We start from the raw sequence: 16,697 nt of genomic DNA on the forward strand, positions 1-16,697 counted from the left end.
CCCCGCGGCCGCCCCCGCCGTATCCCCGCCCCCGCCGCCTCCCCCGCCCCGTCACCGCCGCCGGCAGCCGCGGCCGGAGGACGGGCGGCTGCTCCGCCGCGCGTTCCCTGGCAGGATGGAGGAAACCCCCGAAGGGAGATCGCATGAGCTGGGTGGAGATCGGGTCGGAGAGCGAGCTGCGCGAGCTGCTCGGCGAGGTCATGCCGCGGGCCGTGACCAAGGAGCGGACCCGGCTGCACGAACGCGACCGCCAGTGGCTGGCGAACTCGCCGTTCTGCCTGGTCGCCACCTCCGACGCCGACGGCAACTGCGACGTCTCCCCCAAGGGCGACCCCGCCGGGTTCGTCAGGGTCCTGGACGACACCACGATCGCCATCCCCGACCGGCCGGGCAACCGCCGGGCCGACGGCTTCGTCAACGTCCTCGCGAACCCGCACGTCGGATTGATCTTCCTGGTCCCGGGCCGGAACGAGACCCTGCGGATCAACGGCCGCGCCCGGCTGGTGCGCGAGGCCCCGTTCTTCGACGAGATGATCGTGAAGGGCCACCGCCCGCGGCTGGCGCTGGTGGTCGAGATCGAGCAGATCTTCTTCCACTGCGCCAAGGCCTTCCTCCGCTCGGAGCTGTGGCGGCCCGGCACCTGGACGCCGGACGTCCTGCCCTCGCACGCCAGGCTGGTCAAGGACGTGCAGAAGGTGGAGGAGACGCTGGAGCAGCTGGAGGACTACTACGGCGAGTCCTACCTCCGGCGCCTCTACGGCTGATCCCGCCGTCCGGAAAATCCGCAGAGCGCAGGCATGTTCCGGCGATAAGGTGCGCCGGTGGACAACCTGGAAAGCCTCGTCATCGCCAGGCGGCTTCGGGTCCCCCTCGACGCTCCCGGCGCCGCCACGCCGGACTGGGGGGAGACCGCCGCCCGGCAGCTCGACGCCGCGCTGCTGAGCGTCGGCTTCACGTGCTCGCCGGCCCTGCTCGAACGCCTGTCCGCGCTGCCCGGCGCGGCCGTCGTGGACCTCGGCGTACGGGTCCTGTCCACCGTCCGCACCCTGGTGGGCGACCACGTCCGGCACAACGCCTACTTCATCGACTTCCCCGCGAACGTGCCCGGCACCCTGGAGTTCTGGGCCGGCCTGCTGCGCGAGACCCTGCTCGACCCGGCCGCCGCTCCGCCCGTCCGGCAGGCGACGCTCGACCTGCTGACCCTGCCGGGCTACGGCCGCTACCGGCACACCTACGCCGACCTGCTGGCCGCGCACGCCGAGCTGGTCCCGCTGGCCGGGGACCGGGTGACGGTGCTGGAGCCGGGCGGGAGCCTGGAAGAGGAGGCGCACGCGCTCTACCTGTCGCTGGCGGGCTCCGAGGTGCCCCTGGCCGCCGAGGACCTGGAGGCGCTGCGTCTGCTGGCGTCGTTCTGCGCCGAGGCGCCGGAGCGCATCCCCGTGCGCGAGAACCGCGCCGTCGTCAACGAGGCGCGGCTGGCCGCCGGCCGCCCGCTGCTCGTCGACACGGTGACCGACGTGCTCCGGCTCGCCTGCGGCTGCTCCGGCGGCGACGTCACACTGGCCGTCCCCACCAGGATCCGCTCGTTCCGCCGCGCCGAGCGCCGCGCCCTGCTGCAGGCCCTGGACGCCGTCGCCTCCCCGGCCAAGCTCGGTGACGTGCCGCGCCACCGGGAGCAGTGGAAGCGGCTCGGCGAGCGGCTGCACCCCCACGAGTACCCGCGCTTCCCGCGTGCCGCCCACGTCTTCGAGGTCGCCAGGGGCGAGCGCCGGGCCGCCGGGCTCGACAGCCGCGTCGAGACCGCCCTGGCCGAGGGCCGTACCGCCGAGGCCGTCGAACTGCTGGAGAAGGCGCCCGGCGCGCTGCTGCGCCGCCTCGACCACCTGCTGCGGACCGGCCCGTCCGCGCGGGTCGTGCTGGAGGCCGCGGAGCGGGCCGCGGCCGGCGCCTCCGGCCGCGTCCTGCTCTCCCTGCGCGAGCACCTGCAGAACCGGCTCGCCCCCGCCGCCGGCCGCGTCTTCGCCAACCGGTACGGCAGGGCGTGGGCGGCGCCGGACTCCCGGCCGCCGCTCGGCGAGGAGGTCCTGTCGCGGGCGCTGGCCGTCCTGGACGAGGAGATCGCCCGCCGCCTCCCCGACCCCGGCGAGCTGGTCGTCGACCCCGACGTGCTCGACGTCGCCCTGCCGCTGTCCGGCAAGGCCGCCGCGCCGGGGCTCGGCATGCTGCCCCGCGGCTCGGTCTCGACGGTCGACGGCGGGCTGCTCAGGTTCTTCGTCCACTGGCGGCAGGCCGGGCGGCGCACCGACTACGACCTGTCGGCGCTCATGCTGGACGCCTCCTACGGCGATCCGGAGCACGTCTCGTGGACCAACCACGCCAACGGCTTCGCCACGTACTCCGGTGACCTCGTCGAGGCGCCCGACGGCGCGTCGGAGTTCATCGACGTCCGCCTCGCCGAGGCGACCCGGCCGATCGTCGTCCCCCAGGTCCACGTCTACGCCGGAGAGCCGTTCGACGAGGCCGCCGAGGCGTTCTTCGGCTACATGACCAGGGACGCCGCGCAGGAGGGCAGGCCGTTCGAGCCGCGCACCGTGCGGATGAAGTCCGACCTGCGCGGGTCGGGCCGCGTCGCCCTGCCGCTGGTCTTCCTCCGCGGCGACGACGGCGGGTGGCGGGTGAAGTGGCTGCACCTCTATCTGAAGGGGCATCCCGGCTTCAACCAGGTCGAGGGCAACCGGGCCACCGCCTCCCTGCTGGTGCGCTCGATCGTGGAGCGCGACCACCTGCGCGTCCGTTACCTGGTGGACCTGCTGCGCGCGAAGGGCTCCACGGCCGGGCACACCACCTACATCGGGCTGGAGGCGCCGGCCGGCCTCCCGCCGGGCTCGCGGGTGTACACGCCCGGGACGCTGCACGAGCTGATCCCCGCCTGATACGGTTGACGCCGCGAGGCCATGGGAGGGCTTCCTTCTCACCTCTCCAAAAGGACGCTCCAGTCTTCCCGCTCTCCTCGCACGCCGGTCGTGAGGCCATTCGGGGGCTTCCTTCTCTCCTGGTTCGACTCCAGGGAGGCCCGTCGGGCCTTCTGGCATCCCAGCTCCCGAGCTCTCCCCACGACCGGCCGCCGGGCCGCCCGCAGCCCGGCGGGGGCCGCGGTCACCGCGGGAGGCGGTAGACGGACACGTGGGAGCGGGAGTCGGCGGTGAACTCGGCCCCGGTCCAGTCCGCGTGCCTGCTCTCCAGCTCGAACCCGGCCAGCTGCGCCATCAGGTCGAGCTCGGCCGGCCAGACGTAGCGGTGCGGGCTGCGGGACAGCCGGGCCCGCCTGCTCTCGTCGAACCGGAAGTGGTGCGACACGACGTGCTGACGCAGCACGTCGTAGGTGTCCAGGCCGATGTAGCCGGGCTCGCAGTGCCAGACCGTGGCGTGCTGCCCCGGTGGCAGCCTGCGCAGCTCGGGCACCCACAGCTCGATCACGAACCGGCCGCCGGGGACGAGGTGGCGGGCGGCGTTGCGGAAGCAGGCGACCTGCTCGGCCTGGGTGAGCAGGTTGGAGATCGTGTTGTAGACGAGGTAGACGAGCGTGTACTCGCCCGGGGCGACGGCGGTCGCCATGTCGCCGACGACCACCGGGATCGTCGCCTCGTCCGCCTTCGCCCGCAGCCGCCCGACCATCGGGCGCGACAGCTCGATGCCGGTGACGGGCACTCCCCGCGCGGCGAGCGGCACGGCGACCCGGCCGGTTCCGACGGCGAACTCGAGCGCCCGTCCGCCGCCCGCGAGCTCGGCGAGGCGGTCCACGGTCGGCCCCAGCACGTCGGGCGCGAACATGCCGACGCCCGGTGTGTCATAGCGCCGGGCGGCCTCGGCGTCCCAGATCTCCTCCTGTTTCATCTCTTCGGCTCTCATGCTCCCGACGATCGCCGGGAGGGCGCGGCGCTGTCCACCGGTTTTCCCGGGCCGCCCGGCCGCCCCCTGCCCCACGACGGCCGTCCACGCGGAGTGATCCCGGTCGGCTCCCGCTCGGGATGGCCGGGTACCCCGCGGCCGGGGTCAGCCGCCGACCGCGCCGGGCCGGTCGGTCTCGTAGACGTCCGGCACGCCGTCGTGGTCGAGGTCGGCGGTCTCCATCTCGTGGATGCGCCGGTAGACGCGGTTGCGCAGGCGCAGGATCACCGTCGCCAGCAGCGCCGCGGTCACCGAACCGGTCAGCACCGCCACCTTGACGTGCCCGGCGCCTTCGATGCCGAAGGCCAGCTCGCCGATGAGCAGCGAGACGGTGAACCCGATGCCGGCCAGGATCGACAGCCCCAGCATGTCGACCCAGGACAGGCCCTCGTCCAGGTCGGCGTGGGTGAAGCGGGACATCAGCCAGGTCGCGCCCATGATCCCGATCGGCTTGCCCGCGACCAGGCCCACCGCGATCCCGACCACGACCGGGTCGGCGAAGGCGTCCACCAGCCCGGCCGGCCCGCCCAGGGACACACCCGCCGAGAAGAACGCGAACACCGGCACCGCCACCCCGGCCGAGAGCGGGCGGAAGCGGTGCTCGAAGTGCTCGGCCAGGCCAGGCCCGGCCTCCGGACCACCCGCCTTGTCGCTGCGCAGCACCGGTACGGCGAAGCCCAGCAGCACGCCGGCGACGGTGGCGTGCACCCCCGAGGCGTGCACCAGCGCCCAGGCGGTCACGGCCAGCGGCAGCAGCAGCCACCACGAGCGCACCCGGCGCTGCACCAGCGCGGTGAAGAGCGCCAGCGGCACCAGCGCCGCCAGCAGCGGGACCGGCGCCAGGTGGTCGGTGTAGAACAGCGCGATGATGACGATGGCCACCAGGTCGTCGACCACCGCCAGGGTGAGCAGGAAGGTGCGCAGCGCCGTCGGCAGGAACCGGCCGATGACCGCCAGCACCGCCAGGGCGAAGGCGATGTCGGTGGCGGTGGGGATCGCCCAGCCCTTGCCCGCGCCCTCCACACCCCGGGTGACGAGCAGGTACAGCAGGGCCGGGGCGATCACCCCGCCGAGCGCGGCGGCGATCGGGACCGCGGCCCGCCGTACGTCGCGCAGGTCGCCGGCGACGAACTCGCGTTTGAGCTCCAGCCCGGCCACGAAGAAGAAGACCGCCAGCAGGCCGTCGGCCGCCCAGGTGCCCAGCGGGAGGTTCAGGTGCAGCGCCTCGGGACCGACCCGCAGATCGCGCAGCGACTCGTAGGCGCCCGCCCACGGGGAGTTGGCCCAGATCATCGCCACCACGGCGCCGGCCAGCAGCAGCGCCCCGCCGACGGTCTCCTTGCGGAGGATGGCGCCGATCCGGCGGGCCTCGGGCCAGGAGCCCCGGCTGAGCAGGGTCGGCTTCCGGGACGGGGCGGGGTGGGTCACAGGGCGCTCCAGGTTTCCGGGTACGGGTCGGACGTTGCCGACCAGACTTCCCGGCGCACCGCGGCCCAGTTTACCGAACGATTTTCGAACGGCTGCGGCACGGGTGCGCCCCGAGGGCTGCTCCGGGCCTCCGCGGTCACCCCGCCGCCGGCGGCGAGGAGGGCGCGCCGCCGCCGCAGCCCGCCTCACCGGCCGGGCAGAACACCTCCGGCGGAGCCGTCTCCATCCCGCCGGCCAGGAGCCCGATCACCAGCACCAGTGCCAGGAGGCCGGCCGTCACCGCCACCAGCACCGGCCACGGCAGCTTCGCGGAGACCCCGGGCGGAAGGACGTACGGGCACGGCCAGCAGGGGACGCCCACCATCCACATGTCGCCGTCCGCCGCGCCCGCCGCCTCTCCGCGCGGCGCGGCCAGCAGGGCGTCGAGGTCGGGGTCCTCGTAGGCGAGCCGTTCCTCGATCTCGGCCAGCGCCTTCCGTTCCGCTCTGGAGAGCATGGCACCAACTCCCCGGCAGGGTCCGTTCCCGTGGGTCCGCGGCTTCCAGGAAGCCTTCCGTCCCCCTACCCCGCAACGCCCTTCCCACGCGGACCCGTGCCCGCGCCGCCGGATGACCGGGCAGGGCCGTGGCCCGTATCGCGGTAGACTGAAGCAACCGGGGATATCTCAGGCGCCGGTGTCAGGGCCGGCGACGTTCACGGCGATTCACCAGCGCGGTCCCTTCCAGGACCGGGACAGACTGCCGCCCATGACACCCGGACCGCTTTCCGCACCACCCGGACCACCGCGTCTTCCCGCCGTCGTCTGACGGTTCCCGCCGTCCTCCGGCAGCCGTCCCGCGGCGGCAGGCGCTCGCCGGTCACGCCCGCCCGCCTGCGGCCACGCGCGTCACCGGACGAGCCGCCACATCCGACCCATCCCGATCGGGGAATCCCATGACCACCGTCCAAGCCGCCCGATCCGCCCGCACCCGGGCGAGTCTCCTGGCCGTCTGCCGGCCTGACCACACCATCATCGCCCTGCACGGCGAGATCGACGCCGCCGTCGGTCCGGCGCTGCGCAAGCGCCTGCGCAACGCGCTCCAGCGCAGCGCGGACCTGCTCGTCCTCGACCTGTCGGCGGTGTCGTTCTGCGACGCCGCCGGGCTGAGCGTGCTGGTCGGCCTCCGGCAGCACAGCATGGAGTCCGGCGTCACGCTGCGCCTGGTCGCGCCCCGGCCGCACCTGGTCAGGTTGCTGCGCATCACCGGCCTGCACCGCGGCTTCATGATCTACCCCACGCTCTCCAGCGCGCTCGCCGTACGGGAGGGTGATCCGGTGGCCGGCGGACGCCTCACGAGGTTGAGGAGCCGGTTCCCCGGTGGCCTCCGCCGTCCCGCCGGAAGCTGACGGCCCGGGAGGAACGCGCCCGCGCCGCCGTCGTGACCCGCTCTTTACCCACCTCGTGCACCGGACGGTCCGGACCGGGTAGGACCTACCGGCGAGGACCCGAAGGCAGCGGCGGACACGCGGGGAGGCGTCGATGGCCGAGGCACCGGCGGCGTCCGACGCCACCGAGCGCACGCAGGAGCTCGACGAGCTGAACGCGCTGGAGAGCCTGCTGGCGCCGGACTTCCAGGCCATCGCCGTCTCGGCCGCGCACGTCTGCGGCACGCCGATCGCGCTGGTCAACCTCGTCGCAGAGGACCGCCAGTACGTCAAGGGCCGCGCCGGCACCGACCTGACCGGGATGAACCCGCCGGTTCCCTTCTGCGAGCACACCGTCGCCGGACGCAGGACGCTGGAGGTCGCCGACGCCCGCGCCGACCCGCGCTTCCGCGACGACCCGATCGTGACCGACCCCCCGCGGGTGCGGTCCTACACGGGTACCCCGATGATCACCAGTCAGGGGAACGCACTGGGCACGGTCTGCGTGATGGACCACCGGCCGCACCGGCTGGACGCCGCCCAGCACCAGGCCCTGCGCACCCTGGCCACCCACGCCGTCACCCTGATCGAGCTGCACGGCCGCGCGCACCAGGCCGAGGAGGTCGTGCGGCGGCTGCACGCCCTGCAACAGCTGAAGAACCAGTTCCTGCGCAACGTCAACCACGAGCTGCGCACCCCGCTCACCGCGATCCGCAGCTACCTGGAACTGGTCCGGGAAGGCGGACTGGACGAGGCCACCGAGAAGCACTTCCTGCAGGTCGTCGAGCGCAACGGCGACCGCATGCTGCGCCTGGTCGACATGATGCTGCTGATGGCCAGCCTGAACGCGCAGACCGCCACCTTCACCCCCGCCCGCGTCGACCTGTCCGGCCTGGCCCGCCAGGCGGTCGAGCTGTCCGGCCCCGCCGCCCGGCTCAAAGGGCTGTCGCTGAACCTGCACGCGCTCGGCCGGGTGGAGGTGTGGGCCGACACCGAGCAGCTGTGCACCGCGCTGCTGCAGGTGCTGGACAACGCGATCAAGTTCACCTCCCGCGGCGGCGCGATCGACGTGGTCGTCACCGCCGGCCCCGAGCCCGAGGTGGAGGTCCACGACACCGGCATCGGGGTGGAGTCCGACGATCTGCGGCGCGTCTTCGATGACTTCTACCGCACCCCGCAGGCCGAGGAGCAGGCCGCCCAGGGCACCGGGATCGGCCTGTCCATCGTCGAGAAGATCATGGAGATGCACGGGGGCTCCGCCCGGATGGAGAGCGAGCCGCACGAGGGCGCGTGCATCCATCTCACCCTGCCCGCGCCCCGCGGCGGGCCGACGGTCCCCGGTCCGGCCGGTGGACGTGTCGCCGCCGACGAAGCGGGTAGCGGACCGGAGTATCAGAAAAAGAAGTGATTCGCGCTTCTCATCCCGGCAGCCCTGCCTGCGCCACCGAGCGGGCCCGGGTCCGCGGCGCCGGCGTCCTGCCCGGGACGGACCGGGAGAAGAAGGTGCCATGACATCGGGAACGGGAACCGAACGCATCCGCCGCGCCCTGGCGGGTCTGGAGTATCCGGCCGACAACCGGGCCGTGGTGCGGCACGCGACCGGCGCCGGAGCGGACGACGCGGTCCTGGGGGTCCTGCTCGACCTGCCGATCGCCACCTACGCCGATCTCGACGAGATCCTCCGCTCGGTCCCGCGTGATCCGCAGGACGACTCCCCCGCCGGCGGTGCACCGCGGCGCACGGCCGGGGACCAGCGGACCGTGCGAGGGGGCGGGCGTGAGCCCTGACGAGATCCGGCGGTCGGCACGGCCGCTGGACGGTCCCGCCGACCTCGACCCGCTGCTGGAGCGGATCGGCGAGGCGCGCTACGTCCTGATCGGCGAGGCCAGCCACGGCACGCACGACTTCTACGCCTGGCGGGCCGCGCTGACCCGCCGGCTGGTCGTCGAGAGGGGCTTCCGGTTCGTCGGCGTCGAAGGCGACTGGCCCGACTGCGACCGGGTCCACCGCGCGGTCACCGGCGCCTCGGGCTCCTCCCCCGACGAGGCCGTGTACGCCTTCGACCGCTGGCCGGCGTTCATGTGGGCCAACGAGGAGGTCGCGGAGTTCTGCCGGTGGCTGCGCGCCTGGAACGAGACCCTCCCGCCGGAGCGGCGCTGCGGCTTCCACGGCCTGGACGTCTACAGCCTGTGGGACTCGCTGCGGGCCGTGCGCGGCTACGCGCTGCGGCACCTGCCCGAGCAGGCCGAGACGGTGCTGCGCGCGCTGCACTGCTTCGAGGCCTACGGGCACGACCCGCAGCGGTACGGCCTGGCCGCCCGGCTGCTCCCCGGCTCCTGCGAGGAGGAGGTCGTCGGCATGCTGGCGGCGGTCAGGCAGGCGGCCCCCTCCGGCGAGGCGGGCCTGGCCGTACGGCAGAACGCCGAGGTGGTGGCCGGGGCCGAGGAGTACTACCGGGCCATGGTGCGCGGCGGGCCCGACTCGTGGAACCTGCGCGACACCCACATGGCCGACACCCTCGACCGGCTGACCGACTTCTACGGCGACGGCGCCAAGGCGGTCGTGTGGGCCCACAACACCCATGTCGGCGACGCCCGCGCCACCGACATGGCCGCGGCCGGGATGACCAACCTCGGGCAGCTGGTGCGGGAACGGCACGGCGCGGGCGACGGGAACGGCGCGGTGGTGCTGGTCGGCTTCGGCACGCACCGGGGCACGGTGGTCGCGGGCGAGGCCTGGGACGCCCCGGCCGAGGTCATGGCGGTCCCGCCCGCCCGCCATGGGTCGCTGGAGGCGCTGCTGCACTCCTCCGCGCCGGAGCGCGCGCTGTTCGTCGTGCCGCCCGCGGGCGCGGACCGGCCCGGCTGGTACGACCGCCCGGTCGGCCACCGGGCCATCGGCGTGGTCTACCACCCCGAGCTCGACCACCTGCGCAACTACGTGCGCACCGTGCCCGGCCGCCGCTACGACGCGTTCGTCTGGCTGGACGAGACCCGGGCGCTGCGCCCGCTGCACGGCGAGCCGCCCGGCGAGACGGAGCCGGAGGCCTTCCCCAGCGGGCTGTGAGGAGACCGGCGGCACGGTGGAATCCGGTGCCCCGCCGTACCGGGAGGAGGCGGATGATGACGGGCTACGACGTGGTGGTCGTCGGCGGCGCCGGCGTCGACGTCACCGTCCTGGTGGAGGAGCCGCCCGCGGCCGGGCGCGCCGTGCAGGCGCGGGCGGGCTGGACGGGACCGGGCGGCAAGGGCGTCGTGGCGGCCGTCTGCGCGGCCCGCCAGGGCGGCCGGGTGGCCCTGGTCGGCCGCGTGGGAGCCGACGCGGCCGGGGACCAGGTGCTGGACCGGCTCACCGACGAGGGCGTCGACACCCGGTACATGACCCGCGACGACGGCGTGCGCACCGAGCAGGTCGTCATGATCGTCCAACCGGACGGCGAGAGCCGGGACGTCGTGCTGCGCGGCGCCAACGCGGCGCTGCGCCCCGAGCACGTGCTGGCCGCCGGAGCGGCCCTGACCTCCGCCGGCGTGGTGGCGGCCCAGCTGGAGGTGCCGCAGCCCGCCGTACAGGCCGCCTTCGACCGGGCCGAGAGCGCGGGCGTGCCGCGGCTGCTCGACCCGGCGCCCGCCCAGCCGGTCGCGCCGGAGCTGCTGGCCATGGCCACCGCGGTGCGGGCCAACGCGGCCGAGGCCCGGCACCTCACCGGAGCCGAGGTGCGTGATTGGGACGGCGCCCGCCACGCCGCCGCGCTGGCGCGGCACCGGGGGCCGTCGCTCGTGGTCTTCCAGGCCGGTTCGCAGGGCGATCTGGCCGCCTGGGACGGGGGCGAGGCGCGACTGCCCCGCCGCGCCGTGCCGGTGACCGACCCGAGCGGCGCGGGTGACGCCTTCACCGGCACGCTCGCGCTCGGGATCGCCCGGCGCGACCCGGCCGGCCGGGCGGTGCGCCGCGCCGCCGCCGCGGCCGCCCTGGTGACCACCGCCCCGGGCGCCCTGCCGCCCCTGCCGACCGCGCCCGAGATCGACGACCTGCTCGCGTCCGGCACCTGACGCCGCCACGGCGGCCGCGTCACCACGGCGGGTCCCCGGCGGCCCGGGCGGGCCCTAGCCCCGCCGTCCCGCCAGGGTCTCGGCGAGTTCGGGCCAGAAGAAGGCCATCGTGGCCGCGCCCTTGAGCAGCATGTCGACCTCGACCCGCTCGTCGCTGTCGTGCCAGCGGTCGGTCGGCAGCCCCGTGCCGAAGAAGACCACCGGCGCGTCCAGGGAGGTGTGCAGCAGCTGGGCCGGGGCTCCGCCGCCGTTGCGCATCTCCCCCGCCACCGGGACGCCGAACCCCCGCTCCATCGCCCGGCCCAGCGCCTCCAGCGCGGGATGGCCCGGCGGGGTGCGGTACGGCTCCTGCGCGGCCTCCAGGGAGACGTCCAGCTGGTAGTCGACCTTGTCGCTGATCCGCTCGGCCACCCAGGCCCTCAGCTGCTCGGCGACCTCGGCGACCCGCTGGTCCGGCACCAGGCGCAGGTTCAGGTCCACCGAGGCCACCGAGGGGATCGCGCCGCGGGAGGCGCCGACGGGGTCGCCGCCGATGAAGGCGAGGATCTCCACCGCCGGTCGGGTCCAGACGCGCTCCAGCACGCTGTGGCCGTCCTCGCCGCCGACCGTGCGGGTCTCGGTGCGCTCCAGCCAGTCGGCGTCGCTGTAGGGCAGGGCGTTGATCCGGTCCCGCTCCTCGGCGGACAGTTCCGTCACCCGGTCGTAGAAGCCGGGCAGCGTCACCCTGCCCCGCTCGTCGTACAGCTGCGCCATCAGCTTGCACAGCTCGGCGCAGGGGTTGGGCGCGGCCCCGGAGACCGCACCGCTGTGCACGTCCCGGTACGGCCCGAACACCTGCAGTTTGGCGCTGAGCATGCCGCGCAGCCCGGTGCAGAGCGCCGGGGCCTGCGGCGACCACATCATCGTGTCGGAGAGCACGACCAGGTCGGCGGCCAGCTCCTCGCGGTGGTCGTCCAGCAGGGCGGCCAGGTGCGGGGAGCCGATCTCCTCCTCGCCCTCGACGAGCAACTTGAGGTTGACCGGCGGCGCGTCGCGGCCGGTCGCCGCCAGGTGGGCGCGCAGACCCCACAGGTGGGCCAGGATCTGCCCCTTGGCGTCGGAGGCGCCGCGGCCGTACATCTTGCCGTCGCGCACCTGCGGCTCGAACGGCAGCGACTCGCCCCAGGTGTCGGCGTGCACGGCGCGCACGTCGTGGTGGCTGTAGACCAGCACGGTCGGCGCGTCCGGCTCCCGGCACCAGGCGGCGTGGACCGCAGGCATGCCGTCTCGGGTCTGCCACAGCTCCACGGCGGGGAAGCCGATCTCGCGCAGCCGCCCGGTCAGCCAGTTCGCCGAGCGCAGCAGGTCCGCGCCGTGCTCCGGCATCGAGGAGATCGAGGCGATGCGCACCCAGTCGCCGAGCTCGCGCAGGAACTCCTCGCGGTACTCGCGCAGGAACCGGTGCACGGCCTCGTCACCGGTGCGGCCGTCATCTGCTGTCATGACGGCGATGCTAGGCGCGCACCCGCCGGTCCCCACCGTGGCGATCTGCCGTTTTACCAGGAAATCAGGGAAGGACGACGCGGTCGCGTCCTCGTCGCGCCGCACGGCGGGCGGGGGCCGGATGACCGGCCGCCGCCCGGTGGCTCCGGATCCCGCGCGCCCGGACCGGCGGGAGCGGTCCCTCCCGGGCCGGTCCCCTCGCGGCTCAGGCGGGGTGCCGGCCGGGCCGGGGGCGGCGTGCGGGGCCGGAGGAGCGGGCCGGGGGCGCCGCGGGCACGCGCCGGGACGGCACCGGGCGCCGGGCGCGGCGGGCCGCGTGCGGCCGGACCGGCCGCACCGGCGCCGTCCGCCGCGGACGGCGGAAGCCGCGCGGCGGGACGAGCGCGGCGGTGATCGACGCGACGGCGGGCAGGCGGAGCCGGTGCCCGAGCGCGCCCGCCATCGCCAGGGCGGCCGCGCACACCGCCGCGGAGGCGGCCAGCCCCGCTCCGGTGAGGGCCGCGCGCGGGCCCAGGGCGTCGCACAGGACGCCCAGCAGCGGTCCGCCCAGCGCGCCGGCGGCTCCCGTGACCATCGACTGCGCGGCCAGCACGCGGCCCCGCATCCGAGGGTCGGTGCCGAGCTGGAGCCGGGCCCCGATCGTGGTGTCGAGGATCACCGCGCTCGCGCCGACGGGCAGCAGGACGGCGGCGAAGGGCAGCAGGCCCGGCATGGCGCCGCCCGCCGCCTGGCCGACGGCGGTGAGCGCCGCGGCGGCGAACAGGACGGGGAAGGTCAACCGGCGCCGCAGGACGGCGTACAGGCCGCCGATGACGGCGCCGGCCCCGAAGACGACGGACAGGGTCCCGTACCCGGCTGCCCCGGCCTGCAGCGGCCCCTGGCTCATCGTGGTCATGGTGACCTGGTAGTTGCGGCTCAGCGCGCCCAGCACGAGGGCGAACAGGAGCAGGACCAGCAGCCACCGGGTCCGGCCGATGTAGCGCAGCCCGGCCACGGCCCCGGAGTCCTCCGCGGCGGCGCGCGGCAGCGGGTGCAGCTCGCCGCCGCGCATGAGGCAGATCGCCGCCACGACCACGGCGAAGCCGAGCGCGTCGATGACGAACAGGCCGCCGGTCCCGGCGACGGGGATGAGCACCCCGGCCAGGCCCATGCCCAGGACGCGTCCCACGGAGGTGATCACCGCGCCGAGGGACAGGGCGTCGGGCAGGTCGTCGGGGCCGACCACCTCGGCGCCGAACCGGCCCAGCGCGGGGAAGTACAGGGAGGGCAGCACCCCGCCGACGAGGGCGACCGCGTAGACGGGCCAGACGCTGTCCACCCCGGTGAAGACCATCACCGCCAGCACCACGGCGAGCGTTCCGTGCAGGGCGTGCCCCGCCGCCACCAGCGGCCGGGCGGGCAGGCGGTCGGCCAGGGACCCGCCGGCGAAGGTCATCAGCAGGCCCGGCGCCGACTGCAGGAACAGGCCGAGGCCGAGACTGGTGGCCGAGCCGGAGACGGACAGCAGGAGCCAGTTGACTCCCATGACCTGGGTCCAGCTTCCGATCATCGACATGAAGTTCGCGCCGGCCCACATACGGTAGTTGTGGTGCCGCAGCACGCGCAGCATGCCGGGGTTTCGCAGCACGGTGACGCTTCCTCACTCGGGTTCTCACGGGGTGGGAGGAGCCGCCGCGGCCGTCCCCGCCGCGGCGCCGTACGGCGCCGGCCGGGCGGGGAGGTCCGAGTGGTGCGCGGGTGTACGGCGCGCCGCCGCCGGACGGTGAACGGTGTGTCCCTCCGCGCAGTCCATCGGCGGGCGCAGGCGCGCTCTGAGCACCTTCAGGTTGAGGATTCAACTTTTTCCGCGGCCCCTCCTCCCGCGCAGGCGGACGGGCCGCGGGGTGGCCGGGAGCGGGGAGGACGGGAGCGGGGAGGACGGGCCGCCTTATATCACATCCGAATGGCCGGCCCGGCGACCGGATCCGGTTTCCCGTTCCATGGAGCCGTGCTCACGAAGTTCCCACCGCCTCCATTCCTATGATCTACGCACATATGATTAATTTGAGATGCATGTCTGGTGGAAAGCCCTCAAATCGGGCATACAACTCAGCGACTGGAAACCGCATCCGAATGGAGGAGCCCGGAATCGACGACGGTCCGGACATATGGCGTATCGCACGTGAATCGGAGACCCTGGACGTGAACTCTCCCTACAGCTACGTACTCTGGTGCCGGGACTTCTCCGGCACCTCTGTCATCGCGCGGGGAGAGCACGGCGCCTGCGGCTTCGTGACGGGGTTCACCCGCCCGAAGGCGCCGGACACGTTCTTCGTCTGGCAGGTCGCGGTCGACCGCTCCTGGCGCGGGCGGGGACTGGCCCGGCGGATGCTCGACCATCTCGCCGACCGGCTGGTCCCGTGGGGACACCGCTTCCTCGAGGCCACGGTCACGCCGGACAACGCGCCCTCGGCCCGCCTGTTCGAATCCTTCGCCAGGAACCGGGGAAGCTCCCTGGAGCGGCGCCGCCTGTTCGGCCGGGAGCACTTCCCGGTCGACCACGAACCCGAGGTGCTCTTCCGCATCGGCGCGCTGTAGCCGAGGCGGGCCGCGGCCGGGAGGACTTCCCGCCGGCCGCCCCGGAGTTCACGACCACACCCCTGAGGACGGTGAACGATGGACATATTCGAACGGCTCGAATCAGAGGTGAGAAGTTACTGCCGGAGCTGGCCCGCGGTTTTCCGCACCGCGCGGGGAAGCCGCATATTCGACGAGGACGGCCGGGGATTCCTGGACTTCTTCTCCGGCGCGGGAACGCTGAACTACGGGCACAACCACCCTCACCTGAAAGCCGAACTGCTGGCCTATCTCGCCGGCGACCACGTCGTGCACAGCCTCGACATGCACACCACGGCCAAACGCCGGTTCCTGGAGAAATTCCAGGACGTCGTCCTCGGGCCCAGGGGCCTCGACTACAAGGTCCAGCTGCCCGGCCCCGGCGGCACCAACGCCGTCGAGGCGGCGCTGAAGCTGGCGCGCAAGTACACCGGCCGCCAGACGGTCGTCAACTTCACCAACGCCTTCCACGGCATGACCCTCGGCTCCCTGGCGGTGACCGGCAACGCGGCCAAGCGCAACGGCGCCGGGGTGCCGCTGAACCACACCGCGACGATGCCGTACGCCGGCTACCTCGACGGGCGCACCCCCGACTTCCTGCTCTTCGAACGGCTCCTGGACGACCAGGGCAGCGGGCTCGACAGGCCCGCCGCGGTCATCGTGGAGACCCTGCAGGGAGAAGGCGGGCTCAACGGCGCCGACCCCGGCTGGCAGCGGGCACTGGCGCGGCTGTGCGCGCGGCACGGCATCCTGCTCATCGTCGACGACATCCAGATGGGCTGCGGCCGGACCGGGCCGTTCTTCAGCTTCGAGGACGCCGGGATCACGCCCGACATCGTCTGCCTGTCGAAGTCCCTGAGCGGGTACGGCCTGCCGATGGCGCTCACGCTGCTCCGCCCCCACCTGGACGTGTGGGAGCCCGGGGAGCACAACGGGACCTTCCGCGGCCTGGACCCGGCCTTCGTCACGGCCGCCGCGGCCCTGGACCTCTGGACCGGCGACGGCCTGCGGGAGCAGACCCTCGCCAAGGGCGCCCGGGTCAGGCGGGCCCTGGAGGAGATCGCGGCCGCGCGCCCCGACGCCGTCGCCGGCGTGCGCGGCCGGGGCCTGGCCTGGGGGCTGGTCTTCACCGAGCCCGGCCTGGCCCCGCGGGTGTGCGGGGCCGCCTTCGAGCGCGGCCTGCTGATGGAGACCTCCGGACCGGACGACGAGGTGGTCAAGCTCCTGCCGCCGCTGACCGCCACGGCCGATGAGCTCGCCGAAGGGCTCGGCGTGCTGGCCGAGTCGGTGGCCGCCGTGTGCGACCGGCGGCCGGTCCCGGCCGCCGCGGGAAGGGGACGATCATGATCGTCCGCTCTCTCGACGACGTCACCGGGACCGACCGCGACGTCCGGACGCCGACCTGGCGCAGCCGCCGCCTGGTGCTGGCCGAGGAGAAGGCCGGCTTCTCCCTGCACGACACGGTCCTGTACGCCGGGACCGAGACCACGATGTGGTACGCCCACCACGTCGAGGCCGTGTACTGCGTGGAGGGCACGGGCGAGCTCGTCGACCACGACAACGGCGACAAGCACCTGATCGCGCCGGGGACGATGTACCTGCTCGACGGGCACGAGCACCACACCCTGCGGGCCCGCACCGACCTGCGCATGGTCTGCGTGTTCAACCCGCCCTGCACCGGGAGGGAGGTCCACGACGAGAACGGCGCCTACCCCCTGCTCAGCGAGACCGGCGCCTGATCCCGCCGGCGGCGCGCACCGGCGGCCGGCGGGCGGCCCTCCCGTACCGGAG

The 16,697-nt window shown here is 74.2% G+C and carries 15 protein-coding genes; 10 read left to right on the top strand and 5 right to left on the bottom strand.

What is annotated here, in order from left to right; translation table 11 throughout:
* Positions 1 to 143 precede the first annotated feature (143 nt).
* Positions 144 to 764 carry a pyridoxamine 5'-phosphate oxidase family protein gene (locus tag ABD823_RS15000; protein ID WP_344859908.1) on the top strand — a complete coding sequence of 207 codons (621 nt, stop codon included), beginning with the start codon at positions 144 to 146 and terminating at the stop codon, positions 762 to 764.
* A 57-nt stretch (positions 765 to 821) separates the two neighbouring features.
* Positions 822 to 2,933 carry a TerD family protein gene (locus ABD823_RS15005; RefSeq protein WP_344859910.1) on the top strand — a complete coding sequence of 704 codons (2,112 nt, stop codon included), beginning with the start codon at positions 822 to 824 and terminating at the stop codon, positions 2,931 to 2,933.
* A 223-nt stretch (positions 2,934 to 3,156) separates the two neighbouring features.
* Here ABD823_RS15005 and ABD823_RS15010 read toward each other — a convergent pair whose 3' ends face one another.
* The 3 genes from ABD823_RS15010 to ABD823_RS15020 form a co-directional block, all read right to left on the bottom strand.
* The gene (locus ABD823_RS15010) at positions 3,157 to 3,909 is read right to left on the bottom strand and encodes a class I SAM-dependent methyltransferase (protein ID WP_344859912.1); all 753 of its coding nucleotides are present in this window, start codon (positions 3,907 to 3,909) and stop codon (positions 3,157 to 3,159) included.
* 144 nt (positions 3,910 to 4,053) lie between these two features.
* Positions 4,054 to 5,376 (bottom strand): Na+/H+ antiporter NhaA, encoded by a 1,323-nt coding sequence (gene nhaA, locus ABD823_RS15015; protein WP_344859914.1) that lies wholly within the window; start codon positions 5,374 to 5,376, stop codon positions 4,054 to 4,056.
* A 136-nt stretch (positions 5,377 to 5,512) separates the two neighbouring features.
* Positions 5,513 to 5,872 carry a DUF3040 domain-containing protein gene (locus ABD823_RS15020; protein ID WP_344859915.1) on the bottom strand — a complete coding sequence of 120 codons (360 nt, stop codon included), beginning with the start codon at positions 5,870 to 5,872 and terminating at the stop codon, positions 5,513 to 5,515.
* A gap of 437 nt (positions 5,873 to 6,309) precedes the next feature.
* On the opposite strand from ABD823_RS15020, the gene ABD823_RS15025 reads away from it, so the two are divergent.
* The 5 genes from ABD823_RS15025 (at position 6,310) to ABD823_RS15045 (ending at position 10,829) form a co-directional block, all read left to right on the top strand.
* Entirely contained in the window at positions 6,310 to 6,762 is a 453-nt protein-coding gene (locus ABD823_RS15025) for an STAS domain-containing protein (protein ID WP_344859917.1), read from the top strand.
* 133 nt (positions 6,763 to 6,895) lie between these two features.
* A complete protein-coding gene (locus ABD823_RS15030) occupies positions 6,896 to 8,188 on the top strand; it encodes a GAF domain-containing sensor histidine kinase (RefSeq protein ID WP_344859919.1) in 1,293 nt (430 codons plus the stop codon).
* A gap of 100 nt (positions 8,189 to 8,288) precedes the next feature.
* Complete coding sequence (locus tag ABD823_RS15035; RefSeq protein WP_344859921.1) at positions 8,289 to 8,567, top strand: DUF2795 domain-containing protein; 279 nt, start codon at positions 8,289 to 8,291, stop codon at positions 8,565 to 8,567.
* The gene (locus tag ABD823_RS15040) at positions 8,557 to 9,846 is read left to right on the top strand and encodes an erythromycin esterase family protein (RefSeq protein WP_344859923.1); all 1,290 of its coding nucleotides are present in this window, start codon (positions 8,557 to 8,559) and stop codon (positions 9,844 to 9,846) included. The genes ABD823_RS15035 and ABD823_RS15040 overlap by 11 nt, the downstream gene beginning before the upstream one ends.
* Before the next feature lie 56 nt (positions 9,847 to 9,902).
* The gene (locus ABD823_RS15045) at positions 9,903 to 10,829 is read left to right on the top strand and encodes a PfkB family carbohydrate kinase (protein ID WP_344859924.1); all 927 of its coding nucleotides are present in this window, start codon (positions 9,903 to 9,905) and stop codon (positions 10,827 to 10,829) included.
* Positions 10,830 to 10,883: 54 nt separating this feature from the next.
* On the opposite strand, the gene ABD823_RS15050 is transcribed toward ABD823_RS15045, so the two are convergent.
* Together ABD823_RS15050 and ABD823_RS15055 are read right to left on the bottom strand one after the other, a co-directional pair.
* Positions 10,884 to 12,311, bottom strand: coding sequence for a M20/M25/M40 family metallo-hydrolase (locus tag ABD823_RS15050; RefSeq protein ID WP_344859926.1), 1,428 nt, complete (start codon positions 12,309 to 12,311; stop codon positions 10,884 to 10,886).
* A 205-nt stretch (positions 12,312 to 12,516) separates the two neighbouring features.
* On the bottom strand, positions 12,517 to 13,938 hold the full coding sequence (locus ABD823_RS15055; RefSeq protein WP_344859928.1) for an MFS transporter: 1,422 nt from the start codon (positions 13,936 to 13,938) through the stop codon (positions 12,517 to 12,519).
* A gap of 485 nt (positions 13,939 to 14,423) precedes the next feature.
* Here ABD823_RS15055 and ectA point away from each other — a divergent pair, with 485 nt between their 5' ends.
* From ectA to ABD823_RS15070, 3 genes are all read left to right on the top strand, one after another.
* Entirely contained in the window at positions 14,424 to 14,888 is a 465-nt protein-coding gene (ectA, locus tag ABD823_RS15060; protein WP_344859929.1) for a diaminobutyrate acetyltransferase, read from the top strand.
* A 78-nt stretch (positions 14,889 to 14,966) separates the two neighbouring features.
* The gene (ectB, locus tag ABD823_RS15065) at positions 14,967 to 16,253 is read left to right on the top strand and encodes a diaminobutyrate--2-oxoglutarate transaminase (protein WP_344859931.1); all 1,287 of its coding nucleotides are present in this window, start codon (positions 14,967 to 14,969) and stop codon (positions 16,251 to 16,253) included.
* Entirely contained in the window at positions 16,250 to 16,645 is a 396-nt protein-coding gene (locus tag ABD823_RS15070; RefSeq protein ID WP_344859932.1) for an ectoine synthase, read from the top strand. The genes ectB and ABD823_RS15070 overlap by 4 nt, the downstream gene beginning before the upstream one ends.
* Positions 16,646 to 16,697 lie beyond the last annotated feature (52 nt).

The sequence above is a fragment of the Planomonospora alba genome (assembly GCF_039534085.1).
GTDB classification, from domain to species: domain Bacteria; phylum Actinomycetota; class Actinomycetes; order Streptosporangiales; family Streptosporangiaceae; genus Planomonospora_B; species Planomonospora_B alba.